General features: G+C 68.3%; 14 protein-coding genes. 9 read left to right on the forward strand and 5 right to left on the reverse strand.

Features of this window, described 5'->3' with window-relative positions:
- Positions 1 to 23 precede the first annotated feature (23 nt).
- The 3 genes from ACFVT1_RS37875 to eccCa all read right to left on the reverse strand — a co-directional run bounded on the left by ACFVT1_RS37875 (position 24) and on the right by eccCa (position 6,936).
- A complete protein-coding gene (locus ACFVT1_RS37875; protein WP_389804512.1) occupies positions 24 to 2,105 on the reverse strand; it encodes a hypothetical protein in 2,082 nt (693 codons plus the stop codon).
- Positions 2,105 to 2,551 (reverse strand): hypothetical protein, encoded by a 447-nt coding sequence (locus tag ACFVT1_RS37880; RefSeq protein WP_389804514.1) that lies wholly within the window; start codon positions 2,549 to 2,551, stop codon positions 2,105 to 2,107. Before ACFVT1_RS37880 ends, ACFVT1_RS37875 begins: the two co-directional genes overlap by 1 nt.
- Positions 2,552 to 2,961: 410 nt before the next feature.
- On the reverse strand, positions 2,962 to 6,936 hold the full coding sequence (gene eccCa / locus ACFVT1_RS37885; RefSeq protein WP_389804517.1) for a type VII secretion protein EccCa: 3,975 nt from the start codon (positions 6,934 to 6,936) through the stop codon (positions 2,962 to 2,964).
- A gap of 234 nt (positions 6,937 to 7,170) precedes the next feature.
- Here eccCa and eccD point away from each other — a divergent pair, with 234 nt between their 5' ends.
- The 6 genes from eccD to ACFVT1_RS37915 all read left to right on the forward strand — a co-directional run bounded on the left by eccD (position 7,171) and on the right by ACFVT1_RS37915 (position 14,436).
- Positions 7,171 to 8,673 (forward strand): type VII secretion integral membrane protein EccD, encoded by a 1,503-nt coding sequence (eccD, locus tag ACFVT1_RS37890; RefSeq protein WP_389804540.1) that lies wholly within the window; start codon positions 7,171 to 7,173, stop codon positions 8,671 to 8,673.
- Between the two features lie 278 nt (positions 8,674 to 8,951).
- Entirely contained in the window at positions 8,952 to 9,242 is a 291-nt protein-coding gene (rpsO, locus tag ACFVT1_RS37895) for a 30S ribosomal protein S15 (RefSeq protein ID WP_003965855.1), read from the forward strand.
- Between the two features lie 346 nt (positions 9,243 to 9,588).
- Positions 9,589 to 11,802 carry a polyribonucleotide nucleotidyltransferase gene (locus ACFVT1_RS37900; protein ID WP_389804519.1) on the forward strand — a complete coding sequence of 738 codons (2,214 nt, stop codon included), beginning with the start codon at positions 9,589 to 9,591 and terminating at the stop codon, positions 11,800 to 11,802.
- Entirely contained in the window at positions 11,799 to 13,178 is a 1,380-nt protein-coding gene (locus tag ACFVT1_RS37905; protein ID WP_389804522.1) for a M16 family metallopeptidase, read from the forward strand. Before ACFVT1_RS37900 ends, ACFVT1_RS37905 begins: the two co-directional genes overlap by 4 nt.
- A 24-nt stretch (positions 13,179 to 13,202) precedes the next feature.
- Positions 13,203 to 13,955 (forward strand): 4-hydroxy-tetrahydrodipicolinate reductase, encoded by a 753-nt coding sequence (dapB, locus tag ACFVT1_RS37910; protein WP_389804525.1) that lies wholly within the window; start codon positions 13,203 to 13,205, stop codon positions 13,953 to 13,955.
- 13 nt (positions 13,956 to 13,968) lie between these two features.
- The gene (locus ACFVT1_RS37915; protein WP_362209606.1) at positions 13,969 to 14,436 is read left to right on the forward strand and encodes a hypothetical protein; all 468 of its coding nucleotides are present in this window, start codon (positions 13,969 to 13,971) and stop codon (positions 14,434 to 14,436) included.
- Positions 14,437 to 14,520: 84 nt separating this feature from the next.
- Here ACFVT1_RS37915 and ACFVT1_RS37920 read toward each other — a convergent pair whose 3' ends face one another.
- Together ACFVT1_RS37920 and ACFVT1_RS37925 are read right to left on the reverse strand one after the other, a co-directional pair.
- Positions 14,521 to 15,072, reverse strand: coding sequence for a hypothetical protein (locus ACFVT1_RS37920; protein WP_389804528.1), 552 nt, complete (start codon positions 15,070 to 15,072; stop codon positions 14,521 to 14,523).
- Between the two features lie 94 nt (positions 15,073 to 15,166).
- The gene (locus ACFVT1_RS37925; protein WP_389804531.1) at positions 15,167 to 15,406 is read right to left on the reverse strand and encodes a hypothetical protein; all 240 of its coding nucleotides are present in this window, start codon (positions 15,404 to 15,406) and stop codon (positions 15,167 to 15,169) included.
- A 186-nt stretch (positions 15,407 to 15,592) separates the two neighbouring features.
- Here ACFVT1_RS37925 and thyX point away from each other — a divergent pair, with 186 nt between their 5' ends.
- The 3 genes from thyX to ACFVT1_RS37940 all read left to right on the forward strand — a co-directional run bounded on the left by thyX (position 15,593) and on the right by ACFVT1_RS37940 (position 19,198).
- A complete protein-coding gene (gene thyX, locus ACFVT1_RS37930) occupies positions 15,593 to 16,330 on the forward strand; it encodes an FAD-dependent thymidylate synthase (protein WP_389804534.1) in 738 nt (245 codons plus the stop codon).
- 152 nt (positions 16,331 to 16,482) lie between these two features.
- Positions 16,483 to 17,382, forward strand: a complete 900-nt coding sequence (gene dapA / locus ACFVT1_RS37935; RefSeq protein WP_389804537.1) for a 4-hydroxy-tetrahydrodipicolinate synthase — start codon at positions 16,483 to 16,485, stop codon at positions 17,380 to 17,382.
- Between the two features lie 130 nt (positions 17,383 to 17,512).
- Positions 17,513 to 19,198, forward strand: coding sequence for a ribonuclease J (locus tag ACFVT1_RS37940; RefSeq protein WP_362209592.1), 1,686 nt, complete (start codon positions 17,513 to 17,515; stop codon positions 19,196 to 19,198).
- Positions 19,199 to 19,461 lie beyond the last annotated feature (263 nt).

Consider the following 19,461-nt stretch of genomic DNA (forward strand, 5'->3'; position numbering starts at 1 on the left):
GACGCGTCGCGTGCTCGTTCTCATCAATGGTCCCCCGCGACGCCTTCGGCCTTGTCGTTTCCGTCATTGGCTGAGGCGCCGATGGAGGAGTACACGCCGTGCCCCTTGGAGTACCCGTCGTGCGCCGGGTCCTCGGCCCAACTCTCGTTCTTCGCGTACCAGATGTCCGCCAAGGCGCGTAGCTCGTCGTTGCGGGCTTCGTAGGTGTCCTTGTGGTTGGCATTGGCCGTGGCGTTGATCTCATTCTGCTTGTCCTCGAGCCAGGCCGCGGTAATCGCGTCCACGCCGCGCTGCACCGCGTCGCCGGCTGGATGCCAGGGGGTGAGCAGGCCACCGACAACGTGGTATGCCCACATCTTCTTCCACGAGGCGTCGGTCAGGTCGCCGTCCTTCTTGTCGTTCGTCGCTTGGTACCGCGCCTCCTCCAGGAAGCCGATCGTGCGGCCGGCCTTGTCCAAGCTGTCCTCCGGATTCTTTGTCTCCGTGTTGATGTCGGCGACGATCGCGCCGTGCATCTGCGTCACGAGCTCGGCGTAGGAGTCCTTGTTGCGGGAGATCTGCTTGCTGACCTCCATGAGCTGGTTGACGTCCAGTCCATGCGATCCCAAGGGATCGCTCATCGCTTCGTGCACGGTCTTGCTGTGGCTGCCGAGGGCGTACGCCATGTCGTCGCGTATTTCCGACGGAAAATCGTTGCCCGTCGCCGCGAGGAACTTCAGAGACCGCTTCATGGCCTCATCTTGCTCGGGAGTGTGTGGCAGGAATTCCGACTTCGGAGCGTCTGGGCTGGACACGCCTGACACCGCCGCGAACATGGCCTTGCCAGCCGCGTCCTTGCCCTCGTTCGGGCCGTCGTTCAGTGGTGAGTCGTCGAAGTACGGGCGGTCCTTCAGCACCCACTGCGCGTTGTCCTGCGGCTCCTTCGTGTTGAAGAATTCCGTCGAGGCGTCCGGGCTGTTGGAGAGCGCCGTGAGGAAGCCCGTCATCGGGTCGCGGCCGAAGTCCTCGTCGCCGATGAAGTTCAGCTTCGGCTTCGGCTGCTGGTTCCAGAAGTGGTCCGGCAGCCTCATCTCCTTCTCCTTGGCGACCAGTTCGTTGCCGTACTTGTTGAGGAACTGGTCGTCGTAGTCGCCCGTGCGCATGAGGTTGCTCATGATCTGGAAGCCCCAGACGTCACCCTGGCGGGTGTTGTACCGCTCGCCCGAGAACTTCAGCATGTCGTTCTCCCACTGCCGCATGGCAGGGCTGTCCGACTGGGTGGCGCCGCCCAGGACGTATCCCAGGTTCTTCTGGAACTCCCCGAGATGGTCGAGCTGCGTGCGGGCCAGGCCATTCGGGCTGTCCGGGCTCGAAAGGTCCGCCCAGAACTCCAGCGTCGCCTTCGGGCCCAGCTGCGTGGCGAACTTCTCCTGGAACAACGGGTCGTTCTTGTACGAGGCAAGCAGACCGTTCAGCTTCTGGAACTCCTCGGGCGACATCTCGTCGCCCTTCTCCTTGATCAGCTTGGCGGCTTCCTCGGCCTTGCGCAGGGCCTCGATCGCGGTGTCGCGGTCGGTGTACGAGGCACCTGAGAAGCCGACCTCGGCCTGGTCGACGATGGCGCGCAGCACGGTCGCCGCCGTCGTGTCGCTCTCCGTCGCCCGGTTCAGGATGAGCTGCACATCGTCCCGCAGGTGGTCCGCGTCCTGCGGAGAGTGGTCCGGGACCTCGTGGCCCTTGGCGGCGCGGTCCGGGTGGATGAGCATCGTCACGGTGAAGCCGCCACCGCCGATCTGGGCCACCGTGAGGTTCTTCTTGCGGCCCCGCTCCAAGGCCTGGTCCAACTGCTCCTTGTAGCTGACCAACTCGTCGCGGGTGTCGTTGAGGATGTTGTGGATGGTCTTCGCCTGGGTGTGGGCGTCGGAGAATTCCCCCGCCGTCTTGGTGATGAACTCACGCGAGACGGTGGCATTCACACCGGCCCAGTTGGCCTTGTCCGCCTTCGCCTTCAGGTTGTCCCGTGCGTCCGTTTCCAGCGTTGCGAGTTTGTCCACCATCCCCTTCCAGGCAGTGATGGCCTGGCCGAGCTGGCTGAAGTCGCCCCGGCGCAGCGTTTCGAAGTCCATCAGCGCTGCGTCCTCTCCGTGAACCCGTCGTCCAGCGTCGATATGCTGCTCACGATGCCGTAGATGTAGTACTCGTCACCGGCGTGAGCGCCCTTGGTGAAATCCATGTGATTGGAAATGTGCGCGCAGGCGTCCAGCAGGGTCTTGAGCTGCTTCTCCCAGCGATCCTGCACATGGTCGAGCGCGCCGCCCAGTGCGAAGCCCTGGGTGCTCAGATCCTTTGCGGCCGTCTGGCTGATGGACCAGGCGTCACGGCCGTTCTTGCCCAGATTGTCGAAGAGCTTGAACGCGGCGTCACCGACGGCCGCGAGGTCCTGCTGATCGACCTTCAGGTCACCTCCGGGAGCGGGCGTGCCGCCCTCGTCGGGTACGTGGTTCAGCTGCATCGCCGCGGAGCGGTTCTCGGCAGCCGCCGTCTTGAGCTGCTCCCACTCGTCCCAGGTCATCAGACCCCTTTTCCCCGTGCAGTCCGTTGCGCCGAGCTGGATGAGAAGACTTCGATCCTTCACTCGAAAAATCGACCTGACGATCGAACTTGACGGGAGTTTAGCGTCAGCCTCACCGCCGTTCGATCTTCATGCCGTGTCAGTCCTGCCGGTCCTGCCGGTCCTGCCAGTCCTGTTGGTCCCGATGGCCGGCGGTGCGGTCGTAGGACTGCGTCGCCTGCACGCCCGCACGCCCGGACGCCCGGACCGCCGGACTGAAGAACCGCCGAACTGAACGAATCAGTTCCGTCCAGGGGCGGCAGCCGGGCGAGCCGCCGCCCCCTTCCCGGCGTGGAGAGGCGCGGAGTACGAGGCAGGCGGGAACAGCCGCACAGGCCGCCCCGACTGCCCCGCCCGACGCGCGTGCGGCGCTACCGCTCCCCGTCCATGAGCCCGGACTGCACCAGCGGATTCCCCCGCCGCCTCGTGACGAAGACCCCGCGCCCCGGAGGCATCGGGCGCGGTCGCACGTTGCCGAGGACGTCCCCCTCGATGGGATCGCCCGAGAGCATCAGGCCCTGCGCGCCCAGCTCCATGATGCGCTGCATGAACGGCTCGTACAGGGCCCGTCCGGCCCCCGCCGTGCTGCGGGCGATGATGAACCGGACGCCGACGTCACGTGAGAACGGCAGCATCTCCGTGAGCTTGGCCAGCGGGTTCCCGCTGGACGTGGAGACCAGGTCGTAGTCGTCGACGACCACGTAGACCGTCGGCCCGCTCCACCAGCTGCGTTCGCGCAGCTCCTGCGCCGTGACGTCGGGCGACGGCGTACGGCGCTTCATCAGGTCGTACAGCGCGTCCATGTGGTGCTCCATGTTGTTGGACATGGGCACGTACTCGGCCAGGTGCGTCGCAGGGGTGACGTCCAGGAGCGCTCGCCGGTTGTCGATGACGAAGAGCTTGCAGACGTTCCCGTCGTACCTCTCGGTCAGCTGCTTGATGAGCAGCCGCAGCAGATTGGACTTGCCGGACTCGCTCTCGCCGAACACCAGGAAGAACGGGTCGCGCTCGAAGTCGAGGAAGACCGGCTCCAGGTTGTTCTCGTCGATGCCGAACGCGATACCCCGCTCCGGTTGCGCGTGGCCCGCGGGCAGTTCGCGCACCGGGAGTTCGCGCGGCAGCAGCCGGACCGCCGGGGCGGGCGCCGCGGTCCAGTGCCGGGCGACCTCCTGGTTCATGGCCGCCGTCGCCTCGGAGAGGTCGCTGTCGGAGTTGATGCCGTCGATCCGCGGTACCGCGGCCATGAAGTGCAGCTTCTCCGGCGTGAGACCACGACCGGGCACGCCCGCCGGCACGTTGACCGCGGCCTTGCGGTCCAGTTCGGAGTCCATGACGTCGCCGAGCCGCAGTTCGAGCCGGTTCATCAGGTGGTCCTTGAGGTTGGCCCGGACCTCCATGGAACGTGACGCCGTGACGATCAGGTGGATGCCGTATCCGAGGCCGCGCGCCGCGATGTCCACGGCCGCCGCTTCCAGGCCCTCGTAGTCCGTACGGAAGTTGCCCCAGCCGTCGATGATCAGGAAGACGTCGCCCCACGGCTGGTCCGTGGCCGAGATGTCGCCGCGCGCCCGGAGCCTGCGGAAGGTGGCGATGGAGTCGATGCCCGCGCTGCGGAAGTACTCCTCGCGCCGCGCCATGATCCCGTACACCTCGGAGACCGTGCGCCGCACCCGCTCCGGGTCGAGCCGGGAGGCGATCCCGCCGACGTGCGGCAGACCGGAGACCGAGGCCATCCCGCCGCCACCGAAGTCGAGTCCGTAGAACTGGACCTCCTGGGGCGTGTGGGTGAGCGCGAAGCCCGCGATGAGTGTGCGCAGCAGCGTGGACTTGCCGGACTGCGGACCACCGGTGATCTGCATGTGGCCCGCAGCACCGGAGAAGTCCCGGTAGAGCGTGTCGCGCCGCTGCTCGTACGGCTTGTCGACCACGCCGAGCGGTACGACGAGGCGGCCCGAGCCCTCGAATCCCGGCTGGGTCAGCCCACGGCCCTCGACCGCGGAGAGCCCCGGCAGGAGCTCGTCCAGCGACGGCGGGTTGTCCAGCGGAGGGAGCCACACCTGGTGCGCGGAGGCCCCCCGGCCCTCCAAGCGGCGCACGATCACATCGAGCACCGTGTCCGCCAGGGCGTCGTCCTCCGGCGTACGCGCGTCGGGCACCGAGGCCCCGGTCTCCGGGCTCGGCTGCACGTACTGCACCGGCACCGGAGCCGCCGTGAACACCACCGGCCTGCGGTCCACCGGCAGGGGACCGGAGGACACGGCCGACTGGGCGCCCGAGCGGTACACCCCCGAGACGTACGCGGCCTTGAAGCGCACCATCTCGTCCGTGCCGTACTTCAGGTAGCCGGAACCGGGGACGTTGGGCAGGTGGTAGGCGTCGGGCACGCCCAGCGCCGACCGGGACTCGCCCGCCGAGAATGTGCGCAGGCCGATCCGGTACGAGAGATAGGTCTCCAGACCGCGCAGCCGCCCCTCTTCGAGGCGCTGCGAGGCAAGCAGCAGATGGACGCCCAGCGAACGGCCGATGCGTCCGATCTGCACGAACATCTCGATGAAGTCGGGCTTGGCGGTGAGTAGTTCGCTGAACTCGTCGATGACCAGGACGAGGGAGGGGATCGGCTGCAGCGGGGCGCCCGCGGCGCGTGCCTTCTCGTAGTCGTGGATGTTGGCGTAGTTGCCCGCGTCGCGCAGCATCTCCTGGCGCCGGTTGAGCTCACCGCTGATGGAGTCGCCCATCCGGTCGACCAGCGTGAGATCGTCCGCGAGGTTGGTGATCACCGCTGCGACGTGGGGCATCTGCGCCATACCGGCGAAGGTGGCGCCACCCTTGAAGTCCGCGAGGACGAAGTTGAGCGTCTCCGAGGTGTGGGTGACGGCAAGGCCGAGGACGAGAGTACGCAGCAGTTCGGACTTTCCGGAACCGGTGGCGCCGACGCACAGGCCGTGCGGCCCCATTCCCTCCTGGGCCGCTTCCTTGAGGTCCAGCATCACCGGGCTGCCGTCCTCGCCGACGCCGATCGGGACGCGCAGCCGCTCCGCCTGGGAGCGGGCCCGCCAGGTCCTGCCGACGTCGATCGAGGCCGCGTCACCGAGGTTCAGCAGATCGGTGAATTCGAGATTGGCGAGCAGCGGCTCGTCGTCGTCCCCGCCCGAGGCCACATGGAGCGGTGCCAACTGCCGGGCCAGTGCTTCGGCGGCCTCATGACCGAGCAGGTCGGGAAGGCCGTCGTAGACCAGCCCGTGCCCGGACTCCAGCCGCAGCGAATGGGGGTGCACCACGACGGACAGGCCGCCGCGCGCCCCGTCGACCTCACCCGGCACGACCTCGACGACCGTCACACCCTGGAGGCCCTCGGCCGCGGCGAGCGCCGACACCGGCGACACGGACTGGCCGTCGAGCACGACGACGACATGGGGCTGGTCCATGAGCGGCTGGCCGTCGGGCTGGAAGCGCGGCCGGCCGTCGAGCCGGCCCGCGAGCATTTCCTCCAGCTCCGCCATGCTCGTGGTGATCAGACGGCGGCCGCCGGCGCCGTCGATGAAGTCCGGGGCCTGGGCGTGCGGAAGCCACTTCGCCCATTCCCAGTGCGGGGCGGCGTCCCGGCCCGTCGCGAAGGCGATGATCAGATCCTCGGGAGAGTGAAGCGAGGCGAGCGCACCGACCATCGCGCGGGCCGTGGAACGGACGGACTCCGCTTCGCCGCTGATCGTCAGGTGGTAGAAGGCGCGCAACGAGACGGCCATGGGCAGGCCGTCCAGCGTGCTGTGGGTCGTCAGGAACTGCTGCATCGCCCCCGCCGTCAGCGGCTCCAGCTCATCGACCGGCGCGGTCTCGGGCGCGATGAGGGGGGTGGCGAGTTCCTGACTGCCCAGGCCGATGCGCACCTGCGCGAAGTCGGCGTCACCGACACGGCGTTCCCACACGCGGCTGCCCTCGGCGACGAGCGCCCACAACTGCTCCGGGGAGGGGTGGAGATAGAACTGCGCGTCGCGCTGTTTGCGGGCTGTCTTCAGTACGGCGCGCCTGGTTTGCGTCAGATACTTCAGATAGTCCCGCCGCATGTCGGCGAGCTGCCCCTGGGTGCCTCGCCGGAAGCGGACGAGCGTCGCAATGGCCATGGCGACCGTCGACCCGATCATGATCATTCCCATGATCCGCATGATCGGGTTCGGGGTCATGAAGAAGAAGACGACGGAACCACCCATGCCGAGCATCGGCAGCAGCTGCATCATCACCCCCTCCTGCTGACCGCGAGGAAGCTCGGGCGGAGGTTGCAACTGCACCTGCTCGTCCGGCACTTCGGAGGGCAGGGCCCGCGGTGGGCGCTTGACGACGATCTGGCTCACAGCTCACCAATTCCCTTGCCGGACAGAACTGTTCGTATCGGCGCCCCCGTGGCGACGGGCTCCATCCGCGGGAGGATCCTACTGGCGTACGAGATGACCCGAGAGCGATAGGGTGTCGCGACGCGTGTAAGCATTCGCTAACTACCGCAAGGAAACGGTCAATCGGGGCGCGAGCGAGGCCCGCGTCCCCGAGGTTCGTTTCAGGAGAACGATGTGGGGGAGCAGCAGGTGACTATGACGGCCCAAGCGGCGGCCACCGGGCAAGGCCGGCCGGGTCCCGGAGTTCCGGCCGGCAACGGAACCGGTTTCTGCCGGGTCACGGTCGTCGCGCCCGACAGCCGCGTCGATGTGGCGCTGCCCGAGGACATCGCGGTCGCCGACCTGTACCCGGAGATCCTCCGGCTGTCGGGGCAGAGCCCCGCCCAGGGCGCTCCGGTCGGCTACCACCTGGTACGCCGCGACGGCACCGTCCTCGACAGCGGGCGCACCCTGGCCAGTCAGCGCATCCTCGACGGCGAACTCCTGTCCCTGCGCCCCTTCTCCGAGTCCCTGCCCCCCGCGGTCTTCGACGACGTCTCCGACGCGGTCGCCTCCGCCGTCGTCCGGGACCGCACACTCTGGGGCGACAGCCTCATGCGCGGAGCCGGCCTCTTCGGCGGGTCGGTCCTGCTGGTCCTGCTCGGTTTCGTGCTGTGGACCTCCGACGTCCGGCACGACATGCACGGCCTGCCCGGCGTCCTCGCCGCTGTCGTCGCCGTACTCGCTCTCGCGCTGGCGTGCGTACGTGCGCGCGTGTACGACGACCGGGGATCGTCCACGGCCCTGGGCATCGGCGCGCTCGCGAACGCGGCGGTCGCCGGTGCCGGGCTGCTGTCGCTCGGCGAGGGGCAGGGCATCGGCAGGCTCCAGTTCCTGCTCGCCTGCGCCGCCGTGCTGGTGGCGGCGGTGATCCTCATGATCGTCGCCCCCGGCGGGGACGGTCTCTTCGTCGCGTTCGTGTTCGCCGCCACCGTCGGCCTGCTGGTGACCTTCGTCGCGATCATGACGGGCATGAAGCCTGCCGAGACCGCGGCGGTGTGCGCCCCGCTCTCCGTGGGTGTCCTCGCCTTCCTGCCCGGTCTCTCCACCCGATTCGCCCGCCTTCCCATCGGCTTCGAGCCGCCCCGTACCACCGTGGGTGACTACGGGACATCCGAATCGGCGCCGCAGGGCCCGGTCGACGCCGACCGCATCGCCGCCCAGGCACGGCGCGGCCACGAACTGCTCGTCGGCCTGGTCGGCGGCTGCGCGCTGGTGGCCGTGGGCGCCGCGGCTGTCCTGGGATTCTCGGGCAACGTGTGGGGCCAGTTGCTGGCGCTCGCCACCGGGGTCGCCATGCTGATGCGTTCCCACCTGTTCCGTTACACGGCCCAGGTCGGCTGCGCCCTGGCGGCGGGTCTCGGCGCACTCGTGCTCCTGGGCCTCGGCCTGTCCCTCCATCCGCCGGCCGAAATGCTGCGCGAGGCAGTCACCGGGGACAGCAGCGCGCTCGACATCCGTACGATCTGGCTCACCGCGGCCGTCGCGGGCGCCGCCGCCCTGATCACCGCCATCGGGCTGATCGTGCCGCGCAAGGGAGTCACTCCGTTCTGGGGGCGCTTCCTGGAGATCGCCGAAGCGTGTGTGCTCCTGACGCTGATGCCCCTGTGCCTCGCCGTTTTCGACCTCTTCCACTCGATTCGCGCCCTCACCAGCTGACCCCGCGGGCCCGCCCGGCGAAACCCGTCACCGGCCGGGCACGATCAGACCCGTCCGGTGACGGAGGGCGAAGCGGCCGTCGGACTCCGGGGCCGCCTCACCTCCGACCGAACCGGCTCCGCCGGACTGGTACGCTGTGTGACGGCCGTTTGTGTACGCGCTCCCGGATCATCCTGAGAGCTGCGCTCATCGGACCTTCGTTCCCGAGTAACGGAAGCCCCCCTGCGATCAAGACCAGGGGCACTCGTGGACGCATCGAACATCAAAGAGGAGTACGCGTGCCGCTCGACGCCGCTACGAAGAAGCAGATCATGTCCGAGTTCGCCCAGAAGGAGGGCGACACCGGATCCCCCGAGGTCCAGGTCGCGATGCTCTCCCGTCGCATCTCGGACCTGACGGAGCACCTCAAGACCCACAAGCACGACCACCACTCCCGTCGTGGTCTGCTGATCCTGGTCGGGCAGCGCCGCCGCCTCCTTCAGTACCTGGCCAAGAAGGACATCCAGCGCTTCCGCGCCCTGGTCGACCGCCTCGGCATCCGCCGCGGTGCGGCCGGCGGCGCCAAGTAGTACGCCGTGAAGGGAGCGGTTCCCACCACTGAGGGGGCCGCTCCCTTTGCTGTACGTACGATTGTACGTACGGACGCATGTGCGAGATGTGGCGGGCCCGCCCGCACGGCCGGAATGCCAAGCCGAGCCGAATCTCAGTAACCTGGTCGAAGAACGACCCGCAGAACGAACCACGACGAGCGAGAAGCAGACCTCCCCGCCGCCGGTCCTCGGTAGTGGCCCCCGGACTCATCGACCCGGGTGCTTCGATCGAAGACCGGCCCGCCGATGGAGGGCTTCTCCGCTACCGTCCCCCGCCACACGGGCGCGGGGGCGATGAAGACGATATGTATCGGAGAAAACGCTAGTGGAGAACGAGACCCACTACGCCGAGGCCGTTATCGACAACGGAACCTTCGGCACCCGCACCATCCGCTTCGAGACGGGCCGCCTGGCCAAGCAGGCCGCCGGCTCCGCCGTCGCGTACCTGGACGACGACACCATGGTGCTGTCGGCCACCACCGCTTCCAAGAAGCCCAAGGACCAGCTCGACTTCTTCCCCCTCACGGTGGACGTCGAGGAGCGGCAGTACGCCGCCGGCAAGATCCCCGGCTCCTTCTTCCGCCGCGAGGGCCGGCCCTCCGAGGACGCGATCCTCACCTGCCGCCTGATCGACCGCCCGCTGCGCCCCTCCTTCAAGAAGGGCCTGCGCAACGAGATCCAGATCGTCGAGACGATCATGGCGCTCAACCCCGACCACCTGTACGACGTGGTCGCGATCAACGCCGCCTCCTGTTCCACGCAGCTGGCCGGCCTGCCCTTCTCCGGCCCGGTCGGCGGCACCCGTGTCGCCCTGATCAAGGGCCAGTGGGTCGCCTTCCCGACGCACACCGAGCTCGAGGACGCCGTCTTCGACATGGTCGTCGCCGGTCGCGTCCTGGAGGACGGCGACGTCGCGATCATGATGGTCGAGGCCGAGGCCACCGAGAAGACCATCCAGCTCGTCAAGGACGGCGCCGAGGCCCCGACCGAAGAGGTCGTCGCCGCCGGTCTGGAAGCCGCGAAGCCCTTCATCAAGGTCCTCTGCAAGGCCCAGTCGGACCTCGCCGCCAAGGCGGCCAAGCCCACCGGCGACTTCCCGGTCTTCCTGGACTACCAGGACGACGTCTTCGAGGCGCTCGCCGCCGCCGTCACGTCCGAGCTGGCCCAGGCGCTCACCATCGCCGGCAAGCAGGACCGCGAGGCCGAGCTGGACCGCGTCAAGGAGATCGCTGCCGAGAAGCTCCTCCCGGCCTTCGAGGGCCGCGAGAAGGAGATCTCCGCCGCGTACCGCTCGCTGACCAAGAAGCTGGTCCGCGAGCGCGTCATCAAGGACAAGGTCCGCATCGACGGCCGCGGTGTCACGGACATCCGCACGCTCGCCGCCGAGGTCGAGGCCATCCCGCGGGTGCACGGCTCGGCGCTGTTCGAGCGTGGCGAGACCCAGATCCTGGGCGTCACCACCCTCAACATGCTCCGCATGGAACAGCAGCTGGACACCCTCTCCCCGGTGACCCGCAAGCGCTACATGCACAACTACAACTTCCCGCCGTACTCCGTCGGTGAGACCGGTCGCGTGGGCTCGCCCAAGCGCCGCGAGATCGGCCACGGTGCGCTCGCCGAGCGCGCCATCGTGCCGGTGCTGCCGACGCGCGAGGAGTTCCCCTACGCGATCCGCCAGGTCTCCGAGGCGCTGGGCTCCAACGGCTCGACGTCCATGGGCTCGGTCTGCGCCTCCACCATGTCGCTGCTGAACGCCGGTGTGCCGCTCAAGGCCGCTGTCGCCGGTATCGCCATGGGCCTGATCTCCCAGGAGATCGACGGCAAGACCCACTACGTCGCCCTCACCGACATCCTCGGTGCGGAGGACGCCTTCGGCGACATGGACTTCAAGGTCGCCGGTACGAAGCAGTTCGTCACCGCGCTCCAGCTCGACACCAAGCTCGACGGCATCCCCGCCTCGGTCCTGGCCGCCGCGCTGAAGCAGGCCCGCGACGCCCGCCTCCACATCCTCGATGTGATGAACGAGGCCATCGACGTCCCGGACGAGATGTCCCCGAACGCCCCGCGGATCATCACCGTCAAGATCCCGGTGGACAAGATCGGTGAGGTCATCGGCCCCAAGGGCAAGATGATCAACCAGATCCAGGAGGACACCGGCGCCGACATCACGATCGAGGACGACGGCACCATCTACATCGGTGCCGCCGACGGACCGGCCGCCGAGGCCGCCCGCGCCACGATCAACTCGATCGCCAACCCGACCATGCCGGAGGTCGGCGAGCGCTACCTGGGTACGGTCGTCAAGACCACCACCTTCGGTGCGTTCGTCTCCCTCATGCCGGGCAAGGACGGGCTGCTGCACATCTCGCAGATCCGCAAGCTCGCCGGTGGCAAGCGCGTGGAGAACGTCGAGGACGTGCTCGGTGTCGGCACCAAGGTCCAGGTCGAGATCGCCGAGATCGACTCCCGCGGCAAGCTCTCCCTGATCCCCGTCGTCGAGGGTGAAGAGGACGAGAAGAAGGACGACGCCGCCAAGTGACGTCCCGTAGTTCCGTGACGACGGCCCGCGCCTCCTCGAAGGCGCGGGCCGTCGCCCGTACCCAAACGCTTCTCAAGGGCACCAACGGCATCGGTACGGTCCGCCGCACCGTCCTCCCGGGCGGCCTCCGGGTCGTCACCGAGACGCTGCCCTCCGTCCGCTCCGCCACCTTCGGGATCTGGGCCAACGTCGGATCACGCGACGAGACCCCCACCCTGAACGGCGCGACGCACTACCTCGAACACCTCCTCTTCAAGGGCACCGCCAAGCGCAGCGCCCTCGACATCTCCGCCGCCCTCGACGCGGTCGGCGGCGAGATGAACGCCTTCACGGCGAAGGAGTACACCTGCTACTACGCGCGGGTCCTCGACACCGACCTGCCGCTGGCCATCGACGTCGTCTGCGACATGCTGACCGGCTCGCTGATCACCGCCGAGGACGTCGACGCCGAGCGCGGCGTCATCCTCGAAGAGATCGCCATGACCGAGGACGACCCGGGCGACTGCGTGCACGACCTGTTCGCGCACACCCTGCTCGGCGACACCCCCCTCGGCCGCCCGGTCCTCGGCACCGTCGACACCATCAACGCGCTCGACCGCGGCCGGATCGCCCGCTTCTACAAGAAGCACTACGACCCCACGCACCTGGTCGTCGCCGCCGCGGGCAACATCGACCACGCCACGGTCGTACGGCAGGTCCGCAGGGCCTTCGAGCGCGCGGGCGCCCTGTCCCGCACCGATGCCGTCCCGGTCCCGCCGCGCGCGGGCTCGCGCACCGTGCGCACCGCGGGCAGCGTCGAGCTGCTGAACCGCAGGACCGAACAGGCCCACGTCGTCCTCGGCGTCCCCGGCCTGGCCCGCACCGACGACCGCCGCTGGGCGCTCGGCGTCCTCAACACCGCCCTCGGCGGCGGCATGAGCTCACGCCTCTTCCAGGAGGTACGGGAGAAGCGCGGCCTCGCCTACAGCGTCTACTCGTACACCTCGGGCTTCGCCGACTGCGGACTCTTCGGCGTGTACGCGGGCTGCCGGCCCAGCCAGGTCCACGACGTCCTCAAGATCTGCCGGGACGAGCTCGACCGGGTAGCGTCCGAAGGACTGAGCGACGAGGAGATCGGCCGCGCCATCGGTCAGCTTTCCGGCTCCACCGTCCTCGGCCTGGAGGACACCGGCGCGCTGATGAACCGCATCGGCAAGAGCGAACTGTGCTGGGGCGACCAGATGTCGGTCGACGACATGCTGGCCCGGATAGCGCAGGTCACCCCCGACGACGTGCGCGCGGTCGCGGGCGAGGTCCTCGGACACCGCCCTTCGCTCTCCGTCATCGGCCCGCTCAAGGACAAGCAGGCCGACCGCCTCGACGAAGCGGTCTCCTAACCCCACCCGTAAGGAAGCAGAGCAATGAGCAAGCTGCGCGTGGCCGTTCTCGGCGCCAAGGGCCGTATCGGATCCGAGGCGGTACGAGCGGTCGAGGCCGCCGACGACATGGAGCTGGTGGCCGCCCTGGGCCGCGGCGACAAGCTGGAGACCCTCGCGGAATCCGGCGCCCAGGTCGCCGTCGAGCTCACCACCCCCGCGTCGGTGATGGGCAACCTCGACTTCTGCATCCGGCACGGCATCCACGCCGTCGTCGGTACGACAGGCTGGTCCGACGAACGGCTCGCGCAGCTGAACACCTGGCTCACCGGCTCCCCGGAGACCGGCGTGCTCATCGCGCCGAACTTCTCCATCGGGGCCGTCCTCACGATGAAGTTCGCGCAGCAGGCCGCCCGCTACTTCGAGTCCGTCGAGGTCGTCGAGCTGCACCACCCCAACAAGGCCGACGCCCCCTCGGGCACCGCCACCCGCACCGCGCAGCTGATCGCCGAGGCCCGGCGGAAGGCCGGCTGCGCCCCGCAGCCGGACGCCACCGCCACGGCCCTGGACGGTGCCCGCGGCGCGGACGTCGACGGGGTCCCGGTCCACGCGATCAGGCTCCGCGGCCTGCTCGCCCACCAGGAAGTGCTGCTCGGCGGTGAGGGGGAGACCCTCACCATCCGCCACGACTCACTGCATCACAGCAGCTTCATGCCGGGCATCCTGCTCGGCGCACGCCGCGTGGTGACCACTCCCGGCCTCACGTTCGGCCTGGAACACTTCCTCGACCTGAACTGACTGAGCCCCCGCCATGCGCGCAAAGATCACTTACTTCGTCACCGCTGCCGTCCTGGTCTTCTACTTCGTCCTGGTCGGCAGCCGTGGCGTCCTGCTCATCGAGCACGGCACCCTGCTGACGGTCACCTTCGGCGTCGCCGTGCTGATCCTGCCGGTGATCGGGGTCTGGTTCCTCTGGAAGAACACCCAGTTCGTGGCGCGGGCCAACGCGCTGGCCGCGGAACTCGACGCGGAGGGCGGTCTGCCGGTCGACGAACTGGTCCGTACCCCGTCCGGCCGCATCGACCGCGCCTCGGCCGACGCCGTGTTCGCACGGCGCCGTGAGGAGACCGAGGACGCCCCGGACGACTGGCGCTGCTGGTTCCGCCTGGCCGTCGCCTACCAGGACGCCAGGGACACCCCACGGGCCCGGAAAGCCATGCAACGCGCCATCGCCCTGCACACGAAGCCGGCCCTCGGACGGGTCACACCGGCCGAATAGGGCCCGTCCGGCGTTCGAGAACGGCCTTCGGGCCCGTCCGGCGCTCGACGAAGCGGTCACCGGACGGGCCCGTCACCCCTCGCCTCAGCCCTGCGCGTACTCGTCCGCCCACGCCTCGACCGTGTCGGCAGCACGGTCGAATGCCTCGCCCCGTGCCAGAAAATCCGCGTTGCTGTCGGTGAGCAGGGGCGCAAGCGCCTCGCCGCCCTGGCGTACGACGATCAGCGCCTGCCCCTGCACCGTGCGCGGAAACCCGAGCCACTTCACCGGCTGCTGCACGGTGCGGACGGCCGCGACCCGGTTCCACGGCACGGTCGTCGTCATGAGGAAGCCCACCCGGCGCACGCCGTGCCGGCTCACCCAGGCGCCGGTGCGCAGCAGCCGCAGGGCGCAGACGATGACCACGAACGCGAGCCCCAGACAGGCGGCGGTACCCGGGAGCGCCCCGGCGAACGCGATGACCATCCCCGCGAGCAGGACGAACGACGCGATCAGCAACAGGGAGGCCGCGGCCGCCACCCGCCAGGGGCCGGGGCGGTACGGGCGCCGCCAACTGTCGTGGTCGTCGAACGGCAGCGCGATGTCCTCAGCGCTCGCGTCAAACGCGCGGTCGGCCGTCAGGAAGGGCAGGGGCACGACTGATCCTCACTCACAAGCACGCTCGATTGCTGTGCCCGGTGAGGCTACCGAGGAGGTCACCGCCCCGACCACCCCAGGGGGCCTGTACGAGTCAGCGCCCGTGGGCGGCCTCGGTCTGCTGGGAGTGCGACGCGCTCTGGGCGGGGCTCAGAGCCGGCAGGCCGAGGATCAGCGACCCCACCAGACCTGCCGCCACGGTCAGCCCGATGAGGGAACGGCCGGCCAGCTGCGAGACGCTGGTGCGCTCACGCGGGGGCGGGGTGACGTTACTGCGGAATCGGTCGGCGTCGGCTACGAACGAGAACGGGACGGATTCACGCCGGCGGAACATGAGGAAACTCTCCTTGAACCCTGTTGCGGATGCTGCTAATGAGTCAGACGCGCAACAGACCCGTTCGGTGCCCCGAATCGCCGAATTCGTGGAAGAAATCCCGGGACGGACCTTCCGGCCGCCGTTGTCGGAGGCGGCCCGTAGAGTGGGCGCCGCCCGAGCGACGCAATTGGAAGGACCCCGCCGGTGACCGAGACCCCCGAGCCCGCAAAGCCCAGCTTCCGCAGCGATGTCACTGTTGACCTGGTGAAACACGCCGCTGGCGACTCCGACGTCCTGTTCGCGGCCCGTGTCTCCACGGCCGGTGAGCAGTCCCTGGAAGAGGTCACCAAGGACCCTGAGCGCTCCAAGGGGCTCATCAACTTCCTCATGCGCGACCGGCACGGCAGCCCGTTCGAGCACAACTCGATGACCTTCTTCATCAGCGCCCCGATCTTCGTGTTCCGCGAGTTCATGCGCCACCGCGTCGGCTGGTCGTACAACGAGGAATCCGGCCGCTACAGGGAGCTGGAACCGGTCTTCTACGTCCCGGGGGAGTCCCGCAAGCTCGTCCAGCAGGGGCGCCCGGGGAAGTACGAGTTCGTCGAGGGCACCCAGGCCCAGCAGGAGCTCACGGGCCGCGTCTTGGAGGACTCGTACCGCCAGGCGTACGAGGCGTACCAGGAGATGCTCGCCGCAGGAGTGGCCCGCGAGGTCGCCCGCGCCGTGCTTCCCGTGGGCCTGTTCTCCTCGATGTACGCCACGTGCAACGCCCGCTCGCTGATGCACTTCCTCGGCCTGCGGACCCAGCACGAACTGGCCAAGGTGCCCTCCTTCCCGCAGCGGGAGATCGAGATGGTCGGCCAGCAGATGGAGGAGCACTGGGCCCGGCTCATGCCCCTCACCCATGCAGCCTTCAACAAAAACGGACGGGTAGCCCCGTAAGCGGTGTCCGTATTGCGGCGTTTCGTGAAGTTCATCTAGGCTGATCAAACGGACCCGGCACTGCTTGAACCCCCGAGCAGGCAGTGCCGGGCTCCTACTGTGTGTCCCCCCGAGGGGACATTGAGCGCTGAGCAACGAGTAGCGTGTTACCCATGGCTCCGATCTCCACTCCGCAGACCCCCTTCGGGCGGGTCCTCACCGCTATGGTCACGCCTTTCACGGCGGACGGTGCACTCGACCTCGACGGTGCCCAGCGGCTCGCCGCCCATCTGGTGGACGCAGGCAATGACGGCCTGATCATCAACGGCACCACCGGCGAGTCCCCGACCACCAGCGACGCGGAGAAAGACCAGCTCGTAAGGGCCGTACTGGAAGCCGTGGGAGACAGGGCCCATGTCGTCGCCGGCATCGGCACCAACGACACCCGGCACAGCGTCGAGCTCGCCCGAACGGCCGAACGCTCCGGCGCCCATGGCCTCCTCGCGGTGACGCCGTACTACAACAAGCCGCCGCAGGAAGGCATCTTCCGCCACTTCACGGCCGTCGCCGATGCCACCGGCCTGCCGGTGATGCTCTACGACATTCCGGGCCGCAGCGGAGTGCCGATCGACACCGAGACACTGGTGCGGCTCGCCGAGCACCCGCGTATCGTCGCCAACAAGGACGCCAAGGGCGACCTCGGCCGCGCCAGCTGGGCCATCACCCGGTCCGGCCTCGCCTGGTACTCCGGCGACGACATGCTGAACCTGCCGCTCCTCTCGGTCGGCGCCGTCGGCTTCGTCTCCGTCGTCGGCCACGTCGTCACCCCGGAGCTGCGCGCCCTCATCGAGGCGTATCTCGGTGGCGACGTGCAGAAGGCCACGGAGATCCACCAGAAGCTCCTGCCGGTCTTCACCGGAATGTTCCGCACCCAGGGCGTGATCACCACCAAGGCCGCGCTGACCCTTCAGGGCCTCCCCGCAGGCCCGCTGCGCCTCCCCCTGGTGGAACTCACCGCACAGGAAACGGCGCAGCTCAAGATCGATCTCGCCGCCGGTGGGGTAGAGCTGTAACCACAGACTTCACAACTGAATAAGCCAAGAACACTCGCAAGAGCGAAAACAACAGACAACAGCAAGTGCACGAATGACATGCGCGCCACGTGCCCAAGCGGTACGTGGCGTGCGTGGTAAGGAGAGTCTTTTGAGTCATCCGCATCCTGAACTCGGCACCCCGCCGAAGCTCCCGAAGGGCGGCCTCCGGGTCACCCCCCTCGGCGGCCTCGGTGAAATCGGCCGCAACATGACGGTCTTCGAGTACGGCGGCCGCCTGCTCGTCGTCGACTGCGGAGTCCTCTTCCCGGAGGAGGAGCAGCCCGGTATCGACCTGATCCTGCCGGACTTCACCACGATCCGGGACCGCCTCGACGACATCGAGGGCATCGTGCTCACGCACGGCCACGAGGACCACATCGGTGGCGTCCCGTACCTGCTGCGCCTGAAGCCGGACATCCCTCTCATCGGCTCCAAGCTCACCCTCGCGCTGATCGAGGCCAAGCTGCAGGAGCACCGCATCCGTCCGTACACCCTCGAAGTCGCGGAGGGCCAGCGCGAGCGCATCGGCGTCTTCGACTGCGAGTTCGTCGCGGTCAACCACTCCATCCCGGACGCTCTCGCGGTCGCCATCCGCACGCCTGCGGGCATGGCTGTCGCGACCGGTGACTTCAAGATGGACCAGCTCCCGCTGGACGGCCGGCTCACCGACCTGCACGCGTTCGCCCGGCTGAGCGAGGAAGGCATCGACCTTCTTCTCTCCGACTCGACGAACGCGGAGGTCCCCGGCTTCGTACCGCCGGAGCGGGACATCTCCAATGTCCTGCGCACGGTCTTCGCCAATGCCCAGAAGCGCATCATCGTGGCGAGCTTCGCCAGCCACGTACACCGCATCCAGCAGATCCTCGACGCGGCCCACGAGTACGGCCGCCGGGTCGCTTTCGTCGGCCGGTCGATGGTCCGCAACATGGGCATCGCCCGTGACCTGGGCTATCTGAAGGTCCCCGCGGGCCTGGTGGTCGACGTCAAGACCCTCGACGACCTGCCGGACGACGAGATCGTGCTGGTCTGCACGGGTTCCCAGGGCGAGCCGATGGCCGCGCTGTCCCGTATGGCCAACCGCGACCACCAGATCCGGATCGTCCAGGGCGACACGGTGATCCTGGCGTCGTCCCTGATTCCGGGCAACGAGAACGCGGTCTACCGCGTGATCAACGGCCTGACCCGCTGGGGCGCGAACGTGGTCCACAAGGGCAATGCCAAGGTCCACGTCTCGGGCCATGCCTCGGCCGGCGAGCTGCTGTACTTCTACAACATCTGCAAGCCGAAGAACCTGATGCCGGTCCACGGCGAGTGGCGCCACCTCAGGGCCAACGCCGAACTGGGTGCTCTCACCGGCGTGCCCAAGGACCACATCGTCATCGCCGAGGACGGCGTCGTCGTCGACCTCGTCGACGGCAGGGCCAAGATCGTCGGCAAGGTCCAGGCCGGCTATGTGTACGTCGACGGCCTTTCGGTCGGGGACGTCACCGAGACCTCCCTCAAGGACCGCCGGATCCTGGGTGAGGAAGGCATCATCTCCGTCTTCATCGTGGTCGACAGCTCCTCCGGCAAGATCACGGGCGGCCCGGACATCCACGCCCGCGGCTCCGGCATCGACGACTCGGCATTCAGCGCCGTCGTGCCGAAGATCGAGGAAGCGATCAACAGGTCCGCCCAGGACGGTGTGCTGGAACCCCACCAGGTCCAGCAACTGGTCCGCCGCACCGTGGGCAAGTGGGTCTCCGACACCTACCGCCGACGCCCGATGATCCTTCCGGTCGTCGTCGAGGTCTGATTCCGACAGGCGCGAACTCCGGAGCGGGGCCCCCGATTTGCATCGGGGGCCCCGCTCCAGTACGTTTACGGCTCCGCCTGACCGGGAAGTACCGCGCACACTCGTGTGCCGTGAACGACCCGAACGTGGCGGGAATTCCGACTCAGAACTTCTGATAAAGTCGGATCCGCCGAAAGGCAAGGCCACTCCAAAGGCCGCCGGAATTCAAATTCGGACCGGAAACGGAACGGAAAAGAATCTGGTAAGGTTGGAACCGCTGGAAA

Origin of the sequence: Streptomyces sp. NPDC057963, from assembly GCF_042887155.1 — a bacterium.
GTDB lineage: Bacteria > Actinomycetota > Actinomycetes > Streptomycetales > Streptomycetaceae > Streptomyces.